The organism is Cryomorphaceae bacterium 1068, from assembly GCA_027214385.1.
Lineage (GTDB): Bacteria > Bacteroidota > Bacteroidia > Flavobacteriales_D > Cryomorphaceae > JAKVAV01.
In genome coordinates, this window is the sequence record JAPVXR010000005.1 from 18,275 (window position 1) to 40,295 (window position 22,021).

Below are 22,021 nucleotides of genomic sequence, written 5' to 3' on the forward strand. Positions count from 1 at the left end.
ATGAGGCTTTAGTCAATTATATATGTAGGTACATTAAATTTGTACTCACATTCGATTCCACATAATTAACCTAGAAGATAAGATCATGAAAACAGTTATTCACAAAGCCAACACCAGAGGACATGCCGACCATGGTTGGCTCAATACACATCATAGTTTCAGTTTTGCCAGCTACTTCGATCCCGAGCGTGTTCATTTCGGGATGCTAAGGGTACTGAATGATGATATCGTGACAGGAGGGAAAGGCTTTGGCACACATCCTCATGAAAATATGGAGATCATCAGTATTCCGCTAGAGGGAGATTTGGAGCACAAGGATAGCATGGGCACCAGCGGAGTCATCCGTAAAAATGATGTTCAGCTGATGTCAGCCGGAACGGGTGTTTTTCACAGCGAGTACAACAAGAACGCCGACGAACCGGTTAACTTCTTACAACTTTGGATTTTTCCTAAGTACAAGGACATCGCGCCGCGGTACGATCAAAAATCTTTTGTTCCGAGTGAGAGGAAGAATCAATTTCAAGAAATCGTTTCTCCCTTGGAATCATCTGGAACAGGAGTTAAGATCAACCAGAATGCCTACTTGCACATGGCTGATTTGACTGAAGGAACAGACCTGACTTACCAAGTGAAAGGTGAAGGAAACGGAGTCTATGTATTTGTATTGAAGGGGGACGTTACCATAGCAGGTGAACCACTTCAAAAACGCGATGGAATGGGCATTTCTGATATTGGCAGCTTTACGCTTGAAGCCAATACAAATGCAGAGTTACTACTAATCGAAGTACCAATGAACTAGGAAATCATGGAATTAAAAAAGATCACTCAAACACTACCGGCTTTTGAATTGGATATGGGCGGAATGCCGGTCTTTCAGCCCTTTCCCACAAATCGATTGGAGCAAATCGATCCGTTTTTACTTTTTCACCATAGTCATATTAAAGTGGAAGAAGGAGTAAACCCGCTTCATGCAGGGGTAGGGCCTCACCCTCACCGTGGATTCATGCCTGTGACCTACGTTATCGAGGGTGAACTTCATCACAGAGATTCATTCGGAAACTCTTCAGTAGTTAGGCCGGGCGGCGCTCAATGGTTGAGTGCCGGAAGAGGAATCGTTCACAGCGAGCGACCTTCGGCTGCGCTTGCAGCGACAGGAGGCACGGCAGAAGTGATCCAGCTTTGGATCAATTTGCCAAAAGCTAATAAAATGGAAACGCCCAGCTATTTGGGTATCCAACCCGAGGAAATGACATCTGTGCCCATCTCGGATGGTATGACCTTGGATGTGATATCGGGAGAGTATGATGGAAACAAGGGTAAAGCCAAATCCCCTTTTTCCGTTTTTCTGGCAGCTCTTAAATCCGAAGGAAAACAGAACGGAAAGCTGACCCTTCCCGAAGGAATGGACGGTGGTTTCTATGTGATAAGAGGCAAAGGAACGGTGAAAGGTCATGGCTTAATTGAAGAGAAAAGCTTTTACCGAACGAGCAAGGAAGGCGATGGATTGGAATTCGAATTGGAAGCAGGATCTTTAATTCTGATTCTTTTGGGACAACCGCTAAACGAGCCTTTGGCGACTTACGGCCCCTTTGTAATGAACACTCAAACAGAAATAATGGAGTCTATCCGAGACTACAACCAAGGTAGAATGGGGATTTTAATAGAAGAATAATATGGAAACGACAGTAGAAAGATTGACAGGAGAAGAATTGATTTCAGCCTTGAATTGGCGATATGCGACCAAGAAGTTTGACCCTGAGAGAAACCTCGATGATCAGCAGGTAGATGTACTTCTTGAATCGCTTCGGCTCAGTGCCTCTAGTATGGGCCTACAGCCATATGAGTTTATCCACGTGAAAAATCCGGAGATACGAGAACAATTGAAAGAACATTCACACGGTCAAACTCAAATTACGGATGCGTCTGAACTGATTGTATTTGCTGCAAAAACAAAAATAGGTGAGGAACATATTGAAGACTATGCCCGATTGGAAGGCGAACTCAGAGATCGATCAGAAGATCAGATTCAACGAAAAATTGCCGGAACGCTGGACTATGTAAACCGCATGGATAAAGAGCAGTTGTTCAATTGGAACAGCAGGCAAGTCTATATAGCTATGGGTACTTTACTAAGCGCCGCAGCCTTGATGGGAATTGACGCCTGCCCGATGGAAGGCATCAAAGGTGAGGACTACGATAGGATTCTTCAATTAGAAGCGCTAAATTTACGAAGCCTTGCGGTGGTGACATTGGGTTACAGAAGCAGTGATGATTCGTATGCATCTCAACCAAAATTTCGTTTTCCGCGAGGTCGAATCATTAAGACCATTTGAGAACATGTCTGAAACTGAATACGAGTTTGAACACGACAAAGAGCGTCAAACCTTTGGCGTCAAAGTAAAAAGAGATTGGGTAGAGTTGGAGTATCGTGCCAATCGTGAAGGGAAGTTTTTCATTACAAATCTGGAAGGTCCTCCTGAATTATTGGAGAATGGTCTGGGAGACAAAATGCTAGAGCATGCCTTGAACTACATAAAGGAAAACGACTACCGTCTCATCCCATCTTGCAAGGCTATCAAGGACTACCTGAAAAGGTATCCTGAATATAAGGAATTGGTAGCAACGGGAATCCGATTGGGTTAAATTACTTTCCGATATGATGAAGAAAGAATACCAAAACAGTGGCACCACTGTAGTGTGGAAACCCGAGCTTTGCTATCACTCTAAAAACTGTGTGAAAAACCTCCCTAAAGTTTTTGACCCAAATCGCAAACCATGGATTGAAGCGGCAAACGCTACTGAACGGGAACTTAGAGATACCATTGACAAATGCCCTTCGGGAGCTTTGTCATATAGGGTTAAAGGTGAAGAACAAAAATCAGATAATATGGCGACAATAGAACCACTTAAAAACGGCCCCGTTTTGGTTAAAGGCAAGCTAAGCTTGAAATCAGTTGATGGCGAGGAAGTGTTGGAGCAAGAAGTTATAGCCTTGTGCCGATGCGGTGCTTCCGGTAAAAAACCTTATTGTGACGGTAGTCATTCCAAAGTTAATTTCGAAGCTGAATAGAGAAACAATATTGACAGTAATGCGTTATTATGTCAGCTGAAAGGAATACAGTTTAAACCAATGTTTGTGGGTGGCCCCACGCCGAAAATCTTTGGCAGGGCCTGTTGGATCATGGTTGATTAGGTTTTGGTTTAAGTTCCTTCCGGTTTCACCGGAATATACAGGTCCTGATAAAAAAAGGGAGTCTCATATGAGGCTCCCTTTTCTTTTGTTCAAATTTGATTTAGCTATTCATCATCATCTTCTGTCGCTTCAATTTGGAGATCCAAAATTTTCTCCATTACCTCAAGACTCTCTTTATCGATTTTTGAGTCTGTCTTGGCTTGCTTTTTCATAAAGCGGAACATGGCATTTTTCTTTATTTCGTAAGCAATGTATACCGTGTACTGTTCACCGTTGTAATATTTCTCCTCACCAATTTTTCTCAAGTCAGCCAGTCCTGTGTTCATCACCTGTCTGGTTAGGCTTTGAAATTTGTCGGCTACGTCTGCACCCACGGCATTATCCGTTTGACCCAAATATTGGTCTGTTACGTTTCGCATATTCGTGCTTACCTGACCCGCCAGTTGATTCTTGGCTTCGATGTCTGCTTTACCGCGAGCGATGTTGTCTTTTATGCTCGATCCTTTTCCCGTAGCTCGAAAATAACGGTTATTCGACTCGTATTTGGATCCTGTAAAGGGCTCTTTTACTTTTTCACCCATGGGTGATTGACTTCCGCATGCAACAAGAATTGCAGCGGCAAATAGAGATATGGCAATTCGAAATTTCATAATTTCTAAGTTTTAAGCTTTAGGAGTAAAATTCATGCCAAAATAGCGTAAATTAGATTTCGAAGGATTAAGAAGAATGACACAGACGAAAAACACGGATTTGAATTGGGGCTTGGCTCTAAGTGGTGGCGGGGCTCGAGGGCTTGCTCAAGTTGGTGTTCTCCAGGCTATTGATGAGTGCGGTTTGAAGCCGTCTTGTATCAGCGGCGCCAGTATCGGAGCTGTGGTTGGTTCCCTTTATGCAGCAGGCATGAAGCCAATGGCTATGCTCGATCTCCTTTCGGGAAAAGGCTTTTTGAATTTGTTTCGGCTCAAGCCCAGTTTATCGGGGCTTTTGGGTATGAAATATTTGGAAGAGGTGTTGGATAAAAATCTTCCTGCTACTTTCGAAGAACTCTCAATTCCACTTCACGTCTTTGCTACAAATTTGGCTAAAGGCGATTGTATCGATTTTCACAAAGGTGAATTGAGAAAACCAATCTTGGCATCTGCGAGTATCCCTATTCTATTTGAACCGATTGAAATCAAAGGTGAGAAATATGTAGATGGCGGAGTGTTGAACAATTTACCCTCAGGTGCATGTGTCTCTACTTGTTCTTACGTTTTAGGAGTTGAGGTGAACAAAGGAAAATTCACCCAAAACCTGAAAACAATGAAAAATGTCGCCCTTGAGGTATTCCATTTGGTTGTAAACCGCAGCAGTGAGGAGGGAATGAAAATGTGTGATCACGTGTTAAGACCTGAAATGGAAGCATCATTTGATCTTCTTGACTTTTCCAAAGCTAAAAGCCTGTTTGACTTAGGATACAAAGAGGGAATGGTTTGGGCGGAAAAGTTTAAAGCCGATCATATTGATCAAGCAGTTGAAAATGTAATTATTAAATAATGAAAAGGATTCTTATAGCCGTTGATAATGAAAACGGTACTGATGAAATGCTGGACTACGCAGGAAAGATGGCATCGCTCTATGATGCAACTCTTTACATATTGCACATCGCACGACCCGAACCTGAATTCGTAGGTTATGACGTGGGCCCCGAGTATATTCGGCTTGATGCAGCCCGCGAATACAGGGATGAACATCGGTGGGTACAGGAATTAGCAAAGCGTTTGGATTCTCAGAATATTGATGCCAGAGCATTATTGATACAGGGTTATGTGGCTGATGAGATCTTGAAACAAGCTGATGACATCGAAGCAGATTTGGTGATTTGCGGGTCGCACAAAAACGGATTTTTCTACAACCTGTTTCTAGAAAACATTGCGGTAGAGCTCAGTAAAAAATCCAAGAGGCCGCTGCTCGTTTATCCAATGCCTGATTAGGAGTAAGCCGTTTAGGCTTTTTGCATTTTGTCCGATGAAATATTGAGGAACAACCCGGTAGCCACTACAATAGAAAAGGCACCCAGCACATACCAGAGAAAAGTATATCCGGAGTACTTGATTAGAAAAGTACCCACCGCAGGAGCTGCGATAAAAGCTATACTGTAACCAACGGAGTACATCCCCAGATACCGACCACGAGACTTCTCATTTGCCCTTTGTACGGTATAGGTAGTCATAAAAGGCATGGCGAGTATTTCAGAGATGCTCAATAGAATCATTGATAAAACAAGAATGACCATGCCTTCAGCTACATTGAGCATGATGAGTCCTAAGCCGGCAAACACAGCGCCCAAACTTACCACCCGCTTTATGGAAATCTTGTTTCCAAGTTTTGCGACCAAAGGCATTTCAATGGCAAACACTATAAATCCATTCAGCGCCAGGAGCCAGCCAATCTGGTTTTCCGGCAAGAAGTAAATTTCTCGATAATAAAGCGGGAGACTGATAAACAGCTGGAAAAACACGGTGCCATACCCTGCTACCAATAAGATGAAAGCCATAAACGAAAGATCCTTCCATGGAGGAAGTGGTTTCGCTTTTGGTTCAATCAATTCCGTTTGTTTTTCCTCTTTATTCTTCGGGAGATTTAAAAAATAGAGAGCAAATAAAATTCCAGCTCCTATGCAAGAAAATCCGTCTACATAGAAGAGTAGGTCGTAATTTTTTGCTGCTAAAAAGCCTCCGATGGCTGGTCCGATCGTGAACCCAAGGTTGGTTGCCATCCTATTCAGCGAGTAAGCTCTGGTAAGATTTTCCTTTTTGGCGTACTGAGCTACGGCTGTAGAATTGGCCGGGCGCAGTGAGTCTGTAACTACAGTGGTCAGAAAAAATCCAATTGCCAAGCCTTCAAAGCTTTCGATATTTCGTAGAATCAAAAAGCAAACTCCGCCGCCAATCAAAGCTCCTGTTTGCACCGCAAAAGATCCTACTCGATCCGTAAGCCACCCGCCTAGAAAAGAACCAACAAGAGATCCGGCTCCGAATAGTGAGAGTATGATTCCTACCTCTTCTAATGTAAGTCCTCTCGCCTCACGCAAATAGATACTCAAAAAAGGCAGAACCATGGTCCCCGTTCTATTTATCAGAATGACGAGCGCCAAAAGCCAAGCAGGTTTGGATAAGCCGCTATATGATTTCGAATAGAGTTTTAAAATGCGCACCTTTAAGAGTCAACTTGAGCCAAAGGTAGATTCATTTCAGTCACGGTGTTAAAAGTGATTTTATTATCATCTTTGAACCAAAGTAATCTGATTTTGAAAGTAGCTTTCCAATCGGTTTGTCTGATCGTTCTTTTTCTTGTACCCACATTCGGCTTTTCCCAAAGTGTCGAAGTAGGAAACGTTGGCAATACAGAAACTTTAGATTACGATACGACTTATATCCAAACCTTTCCTGGGTTTATAACAGGTAGGTTTTACCTGTCCCAAAAATTCACCAATCTGGAGTTTTTCGATGACATTCAAAACAGAAATATTTACTACGAACCCAATACGACCCTAAACCTGGGTATCGGTGTAACTGTAAAGGGGTTTACCCTGAATTTGGCATATGGGTTTGATTTTCTAAACCCCGATGTGGGACGAGGTAAAACGAAGTACTTGGATTTGCAATCGTATACCTATACCCGGCATTCGGTAATAGATTTTTATGGACAATTTTATAATGGGCTTTACATGGATAATACATCGGATATTATCCCTGAATGGGAAGATCCGTTTTATGTTCGATCCGATATGCGGCTCAGGCTCTTTGGCCTTTCCTATCTGCACCTTTTCAATGGTGAAAAGTTCTCATATGCTGCACCTTTTGTTCACAACGAGGTACAGAAAAAGAGTGCTGGCTCGTTCCTGCTTGGGGGTGAAGTGGCATTGGTGTATGCAGATGGAGATAGTAGCTTGATTTCTTCGCTGGTCAACGAAGATCTTTTTGTTCCCTTGAAGGGAATTAGAGAAATAGCTTTTTTCGATATCGGTCCCAAAGGGGGATACTCTCACACATTCGTTTTCATAAAACATATGTTCCTGACGCTTTCACTCAACTTTCGACTGGGAATAGGGCCAACTCGATACACATACGATGACGGAACGGAAGAATCGGAGTGGCTGGTAAACCCTTCTGCAGATTTTCGCTTCGGTTTCGGATACAATTCCCCTGAATGGTATCTTGGACTAACTGCCGTTTCTTCTACCTTTCAAAATGCCGTGAATGAAGCAGAGAATGGGATGGTTTTCGGCGTGGGTAATGTACGTCTAAACTATGTCAAACGATTTCTGATGGGACCCAAAGTAAAACGTGTGGTAGACAAGCTCCCGCTCTGACAAGTCATTCTTTTCCTAGCTAACTGATTTTCAGAATTTGACATCTATCATTTTAAAAAAGACAGCATAAGCTGTGTGTTTTTGCAATTTCCTTTTTGACAGCATGTTCGAGCTGACAACTTCTACGCTGCACTCTTCATCACAAGAGGATTCTACTAAGATTATGGGAATTGAAAGCCGCGCTACTTCGGCTAATTGAGCCAATTCAATTTTATAAACTGAAAAGCCATTTTCGTTGTGAATGGGGTCAGAGCTGAACGAAATGGCGTCTGTGTTTTTCAATGCTTCAACTGCTACGATGTGCAGTCGGCCCTCTTCAGGAATGGCGAAGCGATGGACAAAGCAAGAATCACTTTTGTAAATATCTTGTCCGATCCAGCCCGTGGGTAGCTTTACATTTTTCCAGGGTTGCGCTGGTTCTTCTAGGCTAACTGTTACCCCTTGCAGTGTGAGGTAGAGTATGGGGTTGCAATGCCGATGAAGCGCTGTAGTGTCTCCATTGGAAGCACGAACATTGAGCACCCTTAATTGATCATTTTCAAAAATGGATTGATGAAATTCTTCTTTATGAACTAAAGGGTATTTATCAGATTGAGAGAAGGCATTATTGCTTGAAAATGTGATAACAAGAAAAAAAATAAACGGCATTCTAGTATTTTCCGGCATGGTTCTTACATTTAGGGACACCAAAATTTAAAATAACATGAAAATTAAGCTAATCCTAACTGCCTTTGCATTTGCCATCGCATCTTTTTCTTTTGCCCAAACAGATAAAGCTGTTTCTATGGAGGATAAAGTGAAGCAACAGGCTACTGAACTTACAGAACAAATGACAACGTACCTCGACTTGAATGAATCTCAAGCTCAAAGAATGTTGGGAATGAATATGTCCATGTTTAAGAGCAAAGCGGCGATGGAAAGTATGGACCTTTCTGATGCTGAAAAGGCTGAAAAGATCAAGGCGTACGAAGAGCGAAATAACGAGACTGTGAAACAAGTTCTGACTGAAGAGCAATATGAAAAGTTTAAAGCAAAGTACACCCAGACCAAAATGAATAAGGCTGAAAAGTCTAAAAAGTAAAAGACTCAATGTTGAAAGGGTGCGCGAGCACCCTTTTTTAGTTTATACCCATGAGAAAATATATTGTCATTATTCTATCACTTGTTCTGGTCTCTTGCTCTACAGTTCAGAAAGCATCTGACGGGTCTTCTCTTTTGTCCGATTTGATAGGCAATGAATGGATATTAAAGAGCCTAAACGGTGAAGATGTAAATGAAGCCGACTTTATGAAAGGGCTTCCTACTCTTACCTTTAAAGAGGATGGCGCAATGCAGGGATCAACAGGCTGCAATTCCTTTTCAGGCAAGTTTTCTTTAGGAGAAGTTATGAAACTCGATCCTGGAGCTATGACCAAAATGCATTGTCCGGGTTCGGGAGAAACTGATTTTATAAATGCTTTAACAAGCGCTACTTCCATAGATGTAGTAAAGAATGACCTCGTTTTGAAAAAAGCATCCGATGAACTTCTTCGTTTCACTACTGCCAAAGAATAGATTATGAGTGATATTGAAATTGCCAATTCATTTCAGCCCAAGCTGATTGAAGAAATAGCTGAGAAAATAGGAATCGCGAGGGAAAACCTAGAACATTACGGTAAGTACAAGGCGAAAATTCCCGCTCATTTGGGTGGAAATCCCAATGGAAAACTGATCTTGGTTACGGCTATGACACCTACACCTGCAGGAGAAGGGAAAACAACTGTTTCTATTGGCCTGGCTGATGCCATGAACCACATTGGTGCCCAAACTACCTTGGCACTCCGCGAGCCTTCTTTGGGCCCCGTCTTTGGAATCAAAGGTGGCGCTACCGGAGGAGGTTATAGTCAGGTGATACCTATGGAGGAGATCAACCTTCATTTCAATGGAGATTTTTCTGCAGTGGAAAAAGCCAACAACTTATTGGCCGCACTTATTGACAATAATCTTCAGAGCAAAAACCGAAATCTTGATCTCGATCCGCGCACCATTCGCTGGAAAAGGGTCATGGATATGAATGACCGAAGCCTCCGAGACATTGTTATCGGTTTGGGTGGAAAGACAATGGGAGTGCCGCGAGAAGCAGGCTTCGACATTACTGCGGCTTCTGAGATTATGGCCATTCTTTGTTTGGCAGAAAATCTGGAGGATCTCAAGAATCGATTTGCCAGAATACTGGTGGGACTAAATCGAAAGGGAGAACCCGTCTACGCTCGTGATTTAAACGCCCAAGGAGCGATGGCCACCTTGTTGAAAGAGGCCATCAACCCCAATTTAGTGCAAACACTCGAAGGAACTCCTGCTTTGATCCATGGCGGACCGTTTGCAAACATTGCCCAAGGAACGAACACACTGATTGCTACAAAAATGGCGATGACACTTAGCGATTTCACGGTCACTGAAGCTGGTTTCGGTTCTGATTTGGGAGCTGAGAAATTCTTGGACATCAAGTGCCGGTCGGGAAATATTAGTCCATCTGCGATCGTGATGGTAGCCACCATTCGCGCGCTCAAGTACCATGGTGGTGTAGAACTCGCCGACTTACAGAAACCTGACGTTGATGCTGTAAAGCGGGGAATACCCAACCTCGAAAGACATTTGGAAAACGGAAAAGTCTACGGAGTTCCAACTATTGTGGCAGTCAATCGATTTACTTCCGACTCAGATGATGAGGTACAAGCCGTTATCGATCATTGTAAGGCACAGGGTATTGAAGCCTATTCAGCTGATTATTGGAAAGACGGAGGCAAAGGTGGAACAGAATTGGCAGAAGCCGTTGTCAATCAAGTCAATGACTTTTCGGGTTCATTTACCCCTGTGTACAATCTTGATCAATCAGTAGAAGAAAAGGTGAATGCCGTCGCAAAGAAAATCTACGGTGCGGGTCAAGTTGATTTTGCGGGTCCTGCAAAAGCCGATATGCGACTGATCGAAAGGCTGGGACTATCCAATTTACCCATCTGCATAGCCAAAACACAAAGCTCGCTTTCGGATGATCCCAAAAGAAGAGGCCGCCCGGAAGGTTTTGGAATTGAGGTGCGCGAAATTGAAATAGCAGCAGGAGCGGGATTCCTCATTCCAATTACAGGAAAGATGATGCGAATGCCCGGACTTCCTGAAACACCCGCTTCAGAAAATATAGACATTGATAAAGACGGTAAGATCTCCGGCCTTTTTTAGAAGTCGGTCTCGTTGATTTGATAAGACCAGAGTTTTTCGCCCGTGGCACTTTTGATTTCAATATTGACCACACGTGCTTTTCTTGCACCTGAGATGTTGATTAATCCGAAGTTGTGCTGATTAATCAATGATCCTTCAATACGATTATCGTTCTTTTCGTCGCCTGGGTTGTGCGTTCCCGATGTAAGCGGCGATACGGTAAGATCGTAAATCTTGATTCCGTCAATTTCCACTTCGCTCATTTCGGTGTGGTGTCGATCACCCGTAAGGAAAATGACTCCGGTGATTCCTTCTTGGGCTATGCGATTCAAAAGCATCGCTCGTTCCTCTTCATAGTTGGCGTAATTTTCATAAACCGCTGCGGTGCTCAATACTTGACTGCCGCACGCTACGAACTTGAAGGGAGCACGGCTGTATTTCAAGAGCTCAATCAACCAATCAATCTGCTCCTCGCCAAGCATCTGCTCTTCAATGGTCGCCATATTGTATTCAGAGCGGTGCCAGCGGTTGTCCAAAAAGAAGAAATGCGCGTCGCCGTATTCGATAGCTGAGGTAATGCCTCCAAGGTTGTTCACTCCATAATTGTTGTTTGCCCAGAAGAGCTTGAATGCATCCAGCGTTTCTTCCTTGTATGGGAAAGTGCGTGTGGCGTCATTTGGCCCGAAATCGTGGTCATCCCAGATAGCGTAGTGATTGGCTGCAGCCAAAAGGTTTTGCATCTCGGGCAATGATCGGGTGTGGGTGTACCTTCTCAAAATTCCCGTTCGCGAAAACCAATCGACTTCTCGCAAGTAGATGTTGTCACCAAGCCAAAGCATCATATCCGGATTTTCATCGGCTATGGTTTCAAAAATTCCATAGGTGCTTCCGTATGACTTTCCCGGTCTATCGTACTTTTCTTCATTGATATAAGCGCAACTTCCGATTGCAATCTTTAACTCAGGAGGGGCTGTTCTAAATTGCCATAGCGATTGAGTGCTAAAAGTCAGTTCGCGATCTGAGGTTTGATTTTCACCATTGGCATAAATGGAATAGCGGTAAGTAACTCCGGGTTCCAGACTATCGGCAATCAAGTGCACTACATTGGCATTTTCGGGTGCTGCTGCTTTTGCGAGCGAACGAAATTCGCGCTCTGGCAGTGTATCGGGCCAATAGACCAGCTCCACAATACAAGCTTCTTCCATCTGAACCCAAATCAAAGCTTCGCGCATTTCGGCATAGCCCTTCATTGGGCCTGACTTAAGTAGATCCTGAGCCGAAAGTAGGAGAGGAGCGAGCAAAAAGAAGATCGAGATGAGCCTTTTCATTGAGACAATTTTCTACAAAGAAAGGGTCAATTTTCAAATGAGAAGTCAAGGCGACGTTTTATTGCACGATGACTTTCTGATTTCGAGAAGATTTATCAGTATACAAGACGGTAAAGAGATAGGTACCTTTTGGCAAAGAAATTATATCGCCTGGTTTTGGTTTTTCGATGAGTCTTCCTTCCACGCTGTAAATAGCAATCAGATCAATCTTTTCATCAGAAGGCAAAGTGACTGCTCCATTTGATGGATTTGGGAAAATAAAGGGCTTTTCATTTTCCATTTGGGAATAGTCTGAAAGGGGGGAGCATTCCAGATTTGAAATCAATTCCCAAAGCTCTACGTCAAATGCAGACGCTGCGGCCTCCAACCCGAAGGCCGCATCTCCTTGTCTCGTAACTACTAGTCCTTGGGACGGCACCACATATATCTTTTGATCATTGGCTCCCAAGGCCATGTACATATCATCCGGACCACTTGGTATCATCGAACCTTCATATTGAACGGGGTCCAGCGGAAACATGTGATTTGATTGACCATTGAGCCACCACAGGTAGCCATAGGATTGATTCATCAGTTGAGAAGGCGTGGTAAGTGCTTGAATGTATTCAGGAGCGGTCAGAACGGCCGTGCCATCCCACTCAAAACCGTTCATCGCCAGCCAGCCAAACCTTGCCATATCTCGATGCTTGCTGAAATAGAGATTGTCGACCCAGAACCCTGTCATACCTGTTACTTCTTCCACAACCGAGTTGGTGTAATCGTTACGATCTATTCCCGTAGCGGCCTCAACTACCTCGATAAGCCGTCTGTAAACGGCATTGTGGTAATGCCACTCTGTTCCTACCTCTGCATCAGTACATTGATAGCATCCGGGTTCCGTACAGTCCCAGAGAAAAGGAGAATTGTTGAACGAAGAGCTCATGGTCAGTTGATGAAAGATGGTTCTTTCGTATTCATCGATGGAGTCACAACTCGTCCACCCTGTGCCGATGTATTGAGATACGGGATCATCTAAGCTCAGCAGTTCGTCTTCCAGTGCTTTTCCTGTAAGAGTGGCAGTGATTGTTTTTGCCGCTGATGCCCAGTACCAAAGGGTATTTTCGTCATGTCCGTTGAAATAGTTTTCTAAAACGATACGACCATCTTTCAGGATAATGAATGCCCTGCTGTTCTTTTCCTCCAAGTAATTGAACAACGTATCAATGTTCTCTTGGCACCAATTCAACTCGCTCGGCTCCATGGTTTCCCAATCATTTCCTTCTGCAGGTGGAAAGTAGGTTTGAGCGCTTGTTGTAACAAAGAGCAGTGAAGAGACAAAAAAGACAAAACACTTCATAGGGATTTGACGAGATTCAGAGTATAAGGTTTAAATTCTAAAAACCGCTTGACACGAAATTAAACCATTCCGCATTAATCCCTGACTCAATTTGGAGTGAGGCACTACTTTCGTAATAAATCTACACTATCATGAATCTGTCAAAGACCGCTAAAATCCTGATCGGGATATTCACTATTCTCCAGCTATTCGCTGCTCTTGGCTTTGTAGTATGGATCATTGCAGCTGTGCTTCCTGAAGCAATCGCCTTAAAAGATGACATGGGTCCTGAGTTTGCGCTGAGCTTGTTTGGAGGAATGCTCGCATGGATCATCTTCCTGAGTGTCTACACGGTAGGATTCATGATCTTTTATTTGATACACGCAGGTACCAACAAGGAAACCAGCACGGGTGTCAAGGTATTGTGGATTGTCTTGATACTTGTATTTCAAGTATTGGCCGAGGTGGTTTACTATTTTCTGGAAATTCTTCCTGAGAAATCGCTTACGGCTAAGCTCGAAAACTGATTTACGGTTCGTCGTAGTCCACGACCATCTTCGCAGAAGTAGGGTGTGATTGGCAAGTCAGGATATATCCGTCTTCCACTTCCTTATCCGTTAGAGCGTAATTTACATCCATCACGGCTGAGCCTTCCATGACCTTTGCACGGCAAGTGCAGCAAGAACCACCTGTACATGCGTAAGGCGCATCGAGACCTGCATCTAAAACCGCGTCCAATATATTGTCGCTAGCAGTGACCGTTATTTCCATCTCTTCACCGTCCAAAACAACGGTGACTTTTGATTCGGCTACGGGTGTATTCCCGCCCTCGTTATTGGAGATGCTTTCTGCCTCTTCCGTTTCAGCGGGAGGAGTGGTGAACAACTCAAAATGAATTTTTTCCTTGGCAATCCCTTTAGCAGTAAGCGTTTCATTGATGCTATTGATCATGTCAAAAGGCCCGCAAATGAAGTATTCGTCTGCTTTTTGAGTTGCTTCAAAACGTTCCATAAGTTCAGAACATTTATCTGCAGACATGCGTCCGCTAAAAAGAGGATCTTCCGTTTCTTCACGGCTCAATAGATGAGCCACTTTAAGTCTATCGGAGTATTTCGTCTCCAGCTCGTCGAGTTCTTCTTTGAATATAATATCCGCAGTGCTCTTGTTTCCATAAAACAAGCTGAAGCTGTTTTCGGCATTTACCGCTAAAGCAGTTTTAAGCAAAGATAGGATAGGAGTGATTCCGCTTCCTGCAGCGAACGCGACATAATGCTTCGGTGAAGATGCGGGCATCTCCGTGTAGAAGTTTCCCATCGGCTTCATTACTTCAAGTACTTGGCCTTTTTCAATTCCATTGTTGAGGTAGCTGCTCATGCGTCCGCCCTCCACTTCTTTCACGGCGATGCGGAGATCACTGTCGGAGATAGGGCTTGAACAAGCAGAATACGAACGTCTCAATTCCTCGCCATTAAAATCTCGGCGAAGTGTGATGTATTGACCTTGTTTGTATTGGAATTCGCTTTTGAGTTCTTCGGGGATTTCGAAAGCGATGGAAACGCAGTCTTTGGTCTCTCTGCGAACGTCTTTGATCTTTAAGCTATGAAATTTGGCCATTTTGGGCTTTGAAATTTGCGTGCAAAAATAGGATTCTCAGGCCTATCGGCCAAGTGTCTGTTTTAACGCCGATAAATAATGAATGTTTATGCCTCTTTTCAAAAAGTGCTGGTGAAAAACTAATACACTAAAAGATCGTTTAGCGCTTTTTCTACTTTTTGGGCATTTGGTATCATCGTTTCCTCTAAGGTTGAATTTAAAGGGATGGCAGGCAAATCTTCCGATCCGATCACTTTTATCGGCGCATCTAGTTTTTCAAAACAATTTTCTTGAATCGAACCGGCGATACCTTTAGCGAAGTTGCAGCCCAAAGGCTCTTCCGTTACGATCAAGCATTTTCCATGAAGACGAACTCGCTTGTAAACTAAGTCCTCATCCCAAGGAGATACCGACCTGAGGTCTACGATTTCTACCCTTCCGTCAAACTGCTTTGAAGCTGTTTTCGACCAGTAAACGCCCATTCCGTAGGTGATGACCACCAAACTTTCTCGGCTTTCCACTTTTGTGGTGGAGGCCTCTTGGGCAATTCTTCCTTTGCCAATAGGCACGACATAATCGCGGTCAGGAAGCTTTGATTTGGCTTCTTCCGTTCCTTTGATCTTACTCCAGTAGAGACCTTTGTGTTCCAGCATTACCACTGGATTAGGATCATAGAAGGCGGCCTTCATAAGTCCTTTCATGTCAGCACCGTTAGAAGGATAGACCACTTTGATCCCTCTGATATTGGTTAATACTGATTCTACTGAAGATGAGTGATAAGGGCCACCACTTCCATAAGCTCCAATGGGAACACGGATCACAGCCGATACTGGCCATTTACCGTTTGAGAGGTAATAACTTCGACTCAATTCGGTGAAAAGCTGATTGAGTCCAGGCCAGATGTAATCGGCAAACTGTACTTCCACAATTGGTTTTGCACCTGCAGCTGCCATACCCACTGTGCTCCCAACAATAAAAGCCTCCATAATCGGAGTATTGAAAACCCGATCATCTCCAAATTTCTGCGCGAGTGTGGCGGCTTCTCGAAATACTCCACCTAGTCGACCACCAACGTCTTGACCGTAAAGTAAAGCCTCGGGGTGATCCTCTAAAATTTCTTGAACGGCGAATAGCGCGCAGTCCACCATCAGGGCAGTTTCTGCTCCTGAAGGCGATCTCTCGCCTTTTTCTTCCAAAATCGGAGTAGGAGCAAAGTCGTGGGTGAAAAGGTCTTCTGGTTGCGGGTCTTCGGCTTGCAGTGCTTCCTCATAATCATCCGATACCTTTTGAGCAGCTTCGTCGAAAATAGTGTCCAAATCTGCTTCACTCTGTCCCGCATCGATCAGCTCAGCTCTTAGCCTGTCCCATGGGTCTCGGCTTTTGTGCTCTTCCAGGTCGTCACGGTACCATTCCATTCGCACGCCGGAGGTGTGGTGACCAAGAAGTGGCACTTTGGCGTGCACCAAAAAAGGTCTCCGCTCTTCGCGAACGGTTTTAAATACTTCCTGTAGGGTATTCCAGCTTTCTTTTATGCTCGCACCGTCGATGCTTCTCGTCTCAATTCCTTTAAAACCGCGAGCATAATAGGCTGCGTCGTTTGCGCGCACTTCATCGGCGCTGGCAGATATGTCCCACTCATTGTCCTGAACCAAGAATACCATCGGAAATTGCTTCAAGGCAGCCATCTGTAGCGCTTCGCTGATTTCTCCCTCGGTCATCGCCGCATCGCCGATGCTGCACACTACGATCGGAGCATCTTCAGTCTCTTGCAGAAGACCTTGCTTTTCCATGTATTGAATACCCATGGCTACACCTGCTGAGGGAATGGCTTGCATTCCCGTTGCACTTGAGTTGTGGGGAATTTTAGGCATATCATCCCGCTTCAAGCTCGGGTGTGAATAGTATGTTCTTCCTCCCGAAAAGGGGTCATCTCTTTTGGCCAAAAGCTGGAGCATGAGCTCATAAGGCCGCATACCGATTCCCAACAGGATACTGTCATCACGGTAATAAGGAAATACGTAGTCCTGAGGGTTCAGTTGTAGTCCACAGGCCAACTGTATGGCTTCGTGTCCGCGAGAAGAAGCATGCACATACTTGGCCGTCACAGCCTTGTTTTCCTCGTACAATGCGGCCATGGCTTTTGAGGTGCTCATCAATTCCCAAATTCTTAATAAAGCCTCTTTGGGGATAGTTGTTTCCTCCATATTTTCTGTTGCGGTGGTCATCTTGTTAGGTTGAGCGGCAAAGTTAACAACTTAGACAGTGTTTTGATTTTTCAACGGGAAGCGGGCTTTCTGAAAATTTCAAATATATTTGGTGAAAACCACGACTATGAAGTATCTATCCATTGTAATCGCATCATTTTTATTGTTTTCCATATCAGACCTAAAAGCTCAGAAAGATTCTGAGAAACCATCTACCGTCATTTTTACTGCCGGTTGGAGTTATGCTGATTTGAATCAGGGAGATGAGTCCACTGATTCGCGAAATGGTCTTCATATCGGATTGAGAAAAGATATTAAGCTTTTTCCGACGATGCACTTGGAAACAGGGGCACTCTACGTGCAAAAAGGGGCAACGTTTGATCTTGAGGAGCTAGGCACTTTGGAGTATCAGCTCGATTACATTGATATTCCCGCCGCACTTAAATTCAAGTTCGGAGGTCTTTATGCCTTGGGTGGAGTTTCAGGAAATATCAGGATCAAGTCAGAGGTAGAAGGAGAAAAAGTTGATAATATCAATCCTTTTTCGCTGTCCTCATCGTTGGGCGCAGGGTTTAAGTTTCTGATGTTTTCAATAGATGCCAGATGGAACCACACCTTGACTGATATTGTAAAGGACAATGACGGAGACAAGATCTACAACTCATATTTCTTGATCGGATTGAGTTTTCACTTGCAACGCAAGTAGAAATCTATGTAGCTCAGCAGCAGTTCTTCATTTCTTTTGTACTTCTTGACTACTTTTGTAGAATGATATTACCAATAGTCGCCTACGGCGATCCTGTATTGAAGAAGGAAGCCGATGACATAGATAAGGACCACGAAGGTCTGGATGAGTTGATTGACAATATGTTTGAGACCATGTACGGTGCTCAAGGCATAGGGTTGGCTGCACCGCAAATTGGAAAGTCCATTCGGCTCTTTATCGTTGATGCTTCTCCTTTCGGTGAAGATGAGGAAGATCCCGAAGCTCAGAAAGTAAAGGATTTCAAAGAAGTCTTTATCAATGCTCGTATCGTTGAAGAAAAGGGAGAGCCCTTCGTTTTTCCGGAAGGGTGCCTCAGCATACCTAATATCCGGGAGGACGTAACGCGCGATGACACTATTGTGATTGAGTATTACGATAGAGAGTGGAATTTTCATCGAAAAGAATACGACGGCTATGCAGCCCGAATTATCCAACACGAATACGACCACATAGACGGTATTCTATTTACCGACAAATTAAAACCGCTGAAAAAGAAATTACTGAAGCGCAAGTTGACGGATATTTCCAAAGGAAATGTAGAGGTGAATTACCGTATGCGATTTCCACAATTAAAACTTAAGAGATGATTAGGACAGTAGGATTGGCAGTTTTTGGTGCATTGGTAATGGTATCGTGTGCCTCTGAAGAGACAGGGTCGGAAGAACGTGCAAAGACCCATGCTGAACAAAGGTTGGAACTATCTATGCGCATTGATTCTCTTGAGACGATCATGGAGGAGAAAAACCTCCTTCCCGGAGATGAACTGATGGGGGAGCTACTGAAAGATTACATTGAGTACACGGAAAAGTTTCCAGGTGATATGGACAAGACGCCCGAGTATCTCTACAAGGCGGCGGCCATATCCAGAGCGGTAAATCTACCGGTAAAAGCCATTAAACTCTACGATCGTATTCTGGCAAAATACCCACGTTGGGAGAAAGCACCTGAAGTGGCCTTCTTGACGGCCTTCACTTACGATGAAGATCTGGGCGAACCTGAATTAGCAAAAGAGTCTTACGAAAAGGTAATCGAAAAGTACCCCGGCGACCTATGGGCTGTGCAAGCCGAGCAGCGATTGGCTACTGTAGGAATGAGCGACGATGAGCTTCTGGAGTTTTTAAAAGAGAAGCAAAAGGAAGCCGAAGCGGCTGAGGATTAATCCTCACATCCATCCACTTCTTCCACTTCAATCTCATCCAGCGTGAAATTGAAGTTGCTGTTCTCCAATTGCTCGGATGTAAAATTCTCTGGAACAAAGTAGATTCCATTGAGCTTTCCCACTCTGGATTTCAATCCGGGAATGCACTCGCCTTCGATTCGCCCTGACTCTCTCAGTATTCCTTCGTAGTATAGATTGATGTCCATAGCCAAAGTCACCGCACGGTCTGCGGTGTTTTCTACTTTTAGCAAAAGCGCATCCTTTTTTACTCCGTCCGCATCTTTTGCTTGTCCCCACTTGGTGGAGATTTCCAATCCGTTTACTTTTTGGTATTCAGTGTATCCTTTTTGAGCTTGTAGTGTTCCGCAAAGAAAAACGGTGATAAATAAGCCAATGCAATTCTTCATATTTCTTGCTTTTGCACAAAGTTGATTAAAAAAATCATCACTGATTTGAACTTACCCCAAACTTCCGTGTACCGAAGGGAAATCAACAGCAATGAATTTGGTTTCCACAATTACTCAAGAGCGCAACGACCCCAGGTATCTTCAGATATTCTTATTGGGATCTTTTTTGGCCTACGGGCTTCTATTTCTTCAATGGTCGGCAAGGCTCGATGTTTTCGCCGCTGCCTTTGTTTCATCCCTTGTTACCCAGATCATTTGGGCCAAATGGAAAGGGCAACCCCTTAGTTCTATTAAGAGTGCTTTGATAAGCGCTTTGGGTCTCTGCTTGCTGCTGAGGGTAGATTCCGTTTGGGTAATGGCCTTGGCAGGAGTCGCGACAATCTCTTCAAAATTCCTCATTCGACACAAGGGCAAGCACGTTTTCAATCCCACCAATTTTGGGATTATCCTCGCTATTCTGACCGGGCACGCCTGGATATCACCGGGCCAATGGGGCCACGGTGAAACAGGGATGTTGCTTATATTATTGGGTGCCACGGGCATTCTGCTCCGAGTAAAGCGTTGGGATCTCTCTTTGACTTTTCTCACGGTGCTGTTTGGTTTGGAGTCGTTGAGGCTCATTGCCTATCTCGGTTGGGATTGGCCCGTGGTTTTCCACCGCTTCAATAGCGGAACTATTCTGCTTTTCGCCTTCTTCATGATTACCGATCCCAAGACGACTCCAAATAGCCGAAAAGGGAGAATTCTCTGGGCGAGTATGATTGCCTTACTCAGCTTTTTTCTTGGTCAGTTTTTCTACCTGTACCAAGCCCCGCTTATTGCATTATTTATCATTTCATTCACTACTCCACTCATCGACCAGGTGTTTAAAGCCGAGCGATTTAAGTGGATACCTAAAACCCAAAACATATGAAAAGGAGAATCACCGCCATTTTTATGGCTATGCTGATTATCAGCACCGATGTGTCAGCCTTCTGCGGATTTTACGTCGCAAAAGCTTCGACCGATTTATTCAATGAAAAATCAGAAGTCATTCTGGTAAGAGACGGCGATCACACCGTCATCACCATGAGCAACGACTTTAAGGGCGATGTCAAAGACTTTGCGATGGTAGTGCCCGTGCCAGTCGTTCTCAGAGAAGACCAGATCAAGGTTGTTGAGCGAGAAATCTTTGACCGGCTCGATGCCTATTCTGCTCCACGACTTGTGGAATACCACGACGCCAACCCTTGTCAGCCGATTGTACAGCGTGATATGGCGATGAGCAAAATGGCCGTGCCCGAAATGAGTATGAGAATGCAAGAAGAAGTCATGGAAGACGAAGACAAAGACTATGGAGTGACCATCGAAGCCGAGTACACCATCGGTGAGTACGACATCTTGTTGTTAAGCGCCGAAGAGTCTGATGGTTTGGAGACATGGCTTACGCGCAATGGTTATCAGATTCCTGCCAAGGCGGCTGAAGTATTAGAGCCATACATCCTCAGCGACACCAAATTCTTTGTGGTTAAGGTCAACTTGGATAAGCAGCAGAAAAATGGATTCGACTACCTCAGACCGATTCAAATCAGCTTTGAGAGCGACCGATTTATGCTTCCTATCCGATTGGGTATGGCCAATGCCAATGGTCCCCAGGATTTGATTGTATACGCTTTTACGCGCACGGGAAGAGTAGAGCCCGTGAATTACCGAACGGTGAAAATGCCCACGGCCAATAAAGTTCCACTTTTCGTAAACCGATACTTCGGTGAGTTCTATCAAGACCTTTTTCACCGTGCTTACCACAAAGAGGGCAGGAGTGCAGTATTCTTGGAATACGCTTGGAATGTAAGTCCAATGCAAGGGGTAAAGTGCGACCCTTGTGTGTCACCACCACCTGTATTTGGAGATTTTGCTACCGCAGGAGTCAATTGGGTTACGGGGATGAATTACGAGAGTCAGGTCTTTTTTACCCGTTTACATGTGCGCTACACTAAAGATCGATTCCCACAAGACTTGCAGTTTCAGGTTACTCCGAACGCCGAGCATTTTCAGGCCCGTTACGTTATCACTCATCCGGCCAAAGGAGACTTGAATTGTGAGGCAGGAGATCGATACGTTCGTGATTTGGAAAACAGAAGAAGTCTGGAAGTAAAGGAGCTTGCTGCTCTTGCGGGTTGGACCAACCCCAATTATGCCGACTACGTAACAGAGTACTCAAAACGCTTCAAGCCCGATAAGTATGCACCACAGCGAAATTCATTCTTGCCCTCAGCGATTTTGCCCGGAGGTGATGATGATGGTGGATCATGGGCCAAGTGGTTGTTTCCGCTAGCAGTAATATTAGGGGTCACCTTTTTGCGTCCCAAGCGAAAGCGAAAAGACGCCTGATGCAACCTTATAAGTTCTTCTAACGTCATTAGGGGTGAGCGACCAATCGTTCACCCTTTTTCCATCCAGACCGCCTTATAGTTGATGAAGTTTCTTAGGAGATAACTCCTGAGTTTACAGTGAATTAATTATATTAC

At 44.3% G+C, this 22,021-nt stretch carries 24 protein-coding genes and 1 pseudogene; 17 read left to right on the forward strand and 8 right to left on the reverse strand.

The window, feature by feature from the left end; all coding sequences use genetic code 11:
* Nucleotides 1-85 precede the first annotated feature (85 nt).
* The 5 genes from O3Q51_08355 to O3Q51_08375 are packed head-to-tail and all read left to right on the forward strand — an operon-like array spanning nucleotide 86 to nucleotide 3,070.
* Complete coding sequence (locus tag O3Q51_08355) at nucleotides 86-799, forward strand: pirin family protein (GenBank protein MCZ4408816.1); 714 nt, start codon at nucleotides 86-88, stop codon at nucleotides 797-799.
* 6 nt (nucleotides 800-805) lie between these two features.
* Nucleotides 806-1,672 carry a pirin family protein gene (locus O3Q51_08360; GenBank protein MCZ4408817.1) on the forward strand — a complete coding sequence of 289 codons (867 nt, stop codon included), beginning with the start codon at nucleotides 806-808 and terminating at the stop codon, nucleotides 1,670-1,672.
* Between the two features lies 1 nt (nucleotide 1,673).
* Nucleotides 1,674-2,333, forward strand: coding sequence for a nitroreductase family protein (locus tag O3Q51_08365; GenBank protein MCZ4408818.1), 660 nt, complete (start codon nucleotides 1,674-1,676; stop codon nucleotides 2,331-2,333).
* A 4-nt stretch (nucleotides 2,334-2,337) separates the two neighbouring features.
* Nucleotides 2,338-2,643: an N-acetyltransferase gene (locus O3Q51_08370; GenBank protein MCZ4408819.1), complete on the forward strand. Its 306-nt coding sequence runs from the start codon at nucleotides 2,338-2,340 to the stop codon at nucleotides 2,641-2,643.
* A gap of 16 nt (nucleotides 2,644-2,659) precedes the next feature.
* Complete coding sequence (locus O3Q51_08375) at nucleotides 2,660-3,070, forward strand: (4Fe-4S)-binding protein (GenBank protein MCZ4408820.1); 411 nt, start codon at nucleotides 2,660-2,662, stop codon at nucleotides 3,068-3,070.
* 227 nt (nucleotides 3,071-3,297) lie between these two features.
* On the opposite strand, the gene O3Q51_08380 is transcribed toward O3Q51_08375, so the two are convergent.
* Nucleotides 3,298-3,843 (reverse strand): hypothetical protein, encoded by a 546-nt coding sequence (locus tag O3Q51_08380; GenBank protein MCZ4408821.1) that lies wholly within the window; start codon nucleotides 3,841-3,843, stop codon nucleotides 3,298-3,300.
* 109 nt (nucleotides 3,844-3,952) lie between these two features.
* Between O3Q51_08380 and O3Q51_08385 the strand changes: the two are divergent.
* Nucleotides 3,953-4,729 (forward strand): annotated as a pseudogene (locus tag O3Q51_08385) (patatin-like phospholipase family protein).
* Complete coding sequence (locus O3Q51_08390; GenBank protein ID MCZ4408822.1) at nucleotides 4,729-5,166, forward strand: universal stress protein; 438 nt, start codon at nucleotides 4,729-4,731, stop codon at nucleotides 5,164-5,166. Before O3Q51_08385 ends, O3Q51_08390 begins: the two are co-directional and overlap by 1 nt.
* Nucleotides 5,167-5,177: 11 nt before the next feature.
* Here the strand turns inward: O3Q51_08390 and O3Q51_08395 are convergent, their stop codons facing one another.
* Entirely contained in the window at nucleotides 5,178-6,329 is a 1,152-nt protein-coding gene (locus O3Q51_08395; protein MCZ4408823.1) for an MFS transporter, read from the reverse strand.
* A 153-nt stretch (nucleotides 6,330-6,482) separates the two neighbouring features.
* On the opposite strand from O3Q51_08395, the gene O3Q51_08400 reads away from it, so the two are divergent.
* Nucleotides 6,483-7,547 carry a DUF4421 domain-containing protein gene (locus O3Q51_08400; GenBank protein MCZ4408824.1) on the forward strand — a complete coding sequence of 355 codons (1,065 nt, stop codon included), beginning with the start codon at nucleotides 6,483-6,485 and terminating at the stop codon, nucleotides 7,545-7,547.
* Nucleotides 7,548-7,577: 30 nt separating this feature from the next.
* Here the strand turns inward: O3Q51_08400 and O3Q51_08405 are convergent, their stop codons facing one another.
* A complete protein-coding gene (locus tag O3Q51_08405) occupies nucleotides 7,578-8,213 on the reverse strand; it encodes a hypothetical protein (GenBank protein ID MCZ4408825.1) in 636 nt (211 codons plus the stop codon).
* 37 nt (nucleotides 8,214-8,250) lie between these two features.
* Between O3Q51_08405 and O3Q51_08410 the strand changes: the two genes are divergently transcribed.
* The 3 genes from O3Q51_08410 to O3Q51_08420 are packed head-to-tail and all read left to right on the forward strand — an operon-like array spanning nucleotide 8,251 to nucleotide 10,763.
* A complete protein-coding gene (locus O3Q51_08410) occupies nucleotides 8,251-8,628 on the forward strand; it encodes a hypothetical protein (GenBank protein MCZ4408826.1) in 378 nt (125 codons plus the stop codon).
* Between the two features lie 50 nt (nucleotides 8,629-8,678).
* The gene (locus O3Q51_08415; protein ID MCZ4408827.1) at nucleotides 8,679-9,101 is read left to right on the forward strand and encodes an META domain-containing protein; all 423 of its coding nucleotides are present in this window, start codon (nucleotides 8,679-8,681) and stop codon (nucleotides 9,099-9,101) included.
* A gap of 3 nt (nucleotides 9,102-9,104) precedes the next feature.
* Nucleotides 9,105-10,763, forward strand: a complete 1,659-nt coding sequence (locus O3Q51_08420) for a formate--tetrahydrofolate ligase (GenBank protein ID MCZ4408828.1) — start codon at nucleotides 9,105-9,107, stop codon at nucleotides 10,761-10,763.
* On the opposite strand, the gene O3Q51_08425 is transcribed toward O3Q51_08420, so the two are convergent.
* The gene (locus tag O3Q51_08425; GenBank protein ID MCZ4408829.1) at nucleotides 10,760-12,070 is read right to left on the reverse strand and encodes an alkaline phosphatase D family protein; all 1,311 of its coding nucleotides are present in this window, start codon (nucleotides 12,068-12,070) and stop codon (nucleotides 10,760-10,762) included. The genes O3Q51_08420 and O3Q51_08425 overlap by 4 nt on opposite strands.
* Nucleotides 12,071-12,128: 58 nt before the next feature.
* Complete coding sequence (locus O3Q51_08430) at nucleotides 12,129-13,406, reverse strand: serine hydrolase (protein MCZ4408830.1); 1,278 nt, start codon at nucleotides 13,404-13,406, stop codon at nucleotides 12,129-12,131.
* 131 nt (nucleotides 13,407-13,537) lie between these two features.
* Here O3Q51_08430 and O3Q51_08435 point away from each other — a divergent pair, with 131 nt between their 5' ends.
* Entirely contained in the window at nucleotides 13,538-13,912 is a 375-nt protein-coding gene (locus tag O3Q51_08435; GenBank protein ID MCZ4408831.1) for a hypothetical protein, read from the forward strand.
* A 1-nt stretch (nucleotide 13,913) separates the two neighbouring features.
* Here O3Q51_08435 and paaK read toward each other — a convergent pair whose 3' ends face one another.
* Both paaK and O3Q51_08445 read right to left on the reverse strand, forming a co-directional pair.
* Nucleotides 13,914-14,999, reverse strand: coding sequence for a phenylacetate-CoA oxygenase/reductase subunit PaaK (gene paaK, locus O3Q51_08440; protein ID MCZ4408832.1), 1,086 nt, complete (start codon nucleotides 14,997-14,999; stop codon nucleotides 13,914-13,916).
* 119 nt (nucleotides 15,000-15,118) lie between these two features.
* Nucleotides 15,119-17,203, reverse strand: coding sequence for a thiamine pyrophosphate-dependent enzyme (locus O3Q51_08445; protein ID MCZ4408833.1), 2,085 nt, complete (start codon nucleotides 17,201-17,203; stop codon nucleotides 15,119-15,121).
* A gap of 106 nt (nucleotides 17,204-17,309) precedes the next feature.
* Between O3Q51_08445 and O3Q51_08450 the strand changes: the two genes are divergently transcribed.
* The 3 genes from O3Q51_08450 to O3Q51_08460 all read left to right on the forward strand — a co-directional run bounded on the left by O3Q51_08450 (nucleotide 17,310) and on the right by O3Q51_08460 (nucleotide 19,107).
* Nucleotides 17,310-17,888: an outer membrane beta-barrel protein gene (locus tag O3Q51_08450; GenBank protein MCZ4408834.1), complete on the forward strand. Its 579-nt coding sequence runs from the start codon at nucleotides 17,310-17,312 to the stop codon at nucleotides 17,886-17,888.
* 62 nt (nucleotides 17,889-17,950) lie between these two features.
* Nucleotides 17,951-18,535, forward strand: coding sequence for a peptide deformylase (def, locus tag O3Q51_08455; protein ID MCZ4408835.1), 585 nt, complete (start codon nucleotides 17,951-17,953; stop codon nucleotides 18,533-18,535).
* Nucleotides 18,532-19,107 (forward strand): tetratricopeptide repeat protein, encoded by a 576-nt coding sequence (locus O3Q51_08460; GenBank protein ID MCZ4408836.1) that lies wholly within the window; start codon nucleotides 18,532-18,534, stop codon nucleotides 19,105-19,107. Before def ends, O3Q51_08460 begins: the two co-directional genes overlap by 4 nt.
* On the opposite strand, the gene O3Q51_08465 is transcribed toward O3Q51_08460, so the two are convergent.
* A complete protein-coding gene (locus tag O3Q51_08465; GenBank protein MCZ4408837.1) occupies nucleotides 19,104-19,514 on the reverse strand; it encodes a hypothetical protein in 411 nt (136 codons plus the stop codon). The genes O3Q51_08460 and O3Q51_08465 overlap by 4 nt on opposite strands.
* A 91-nt stretch (nucleotides 19,515-19,605) precedes the next feature.
* Here O3Q51_08465 and O3Q51_08470 point away from each other — a divergent pair, with 91 nt between their 5' ends.
* Nucleotides 19,606-20,427 (forward strand): RnfABCDGE type electron transport complex subunit D, encoded by an 822-nt coding sequence (locus tag O3Q51_08470; GenBank protein ID MCZ4408838.1) that lies wholly within the window; start codon nucleotides 19,606-19,608, stop codon nucleotides 20,425-20,427.
* Nucleotides 20,424-21,884 carry a DUF2330 domain-containing protein gene (locus O3Q51_08475; protein MCZ4408839.1) on the forward strand — a complete coding sequence of 487 codons (1,461 nt, stop codon included), beginning with the start codon at nucleotides 20,424-20,426 and terminating at the stop codon, nucleotides 21,882-21,884. The genes O3Q51_08470 and O3Q51_08475 overlap by 4 nt, the downstream gene beginning before the upstream one ends.
* Nucleotides 21,885-22,021 lie beyond the last annotated feature (137 nt).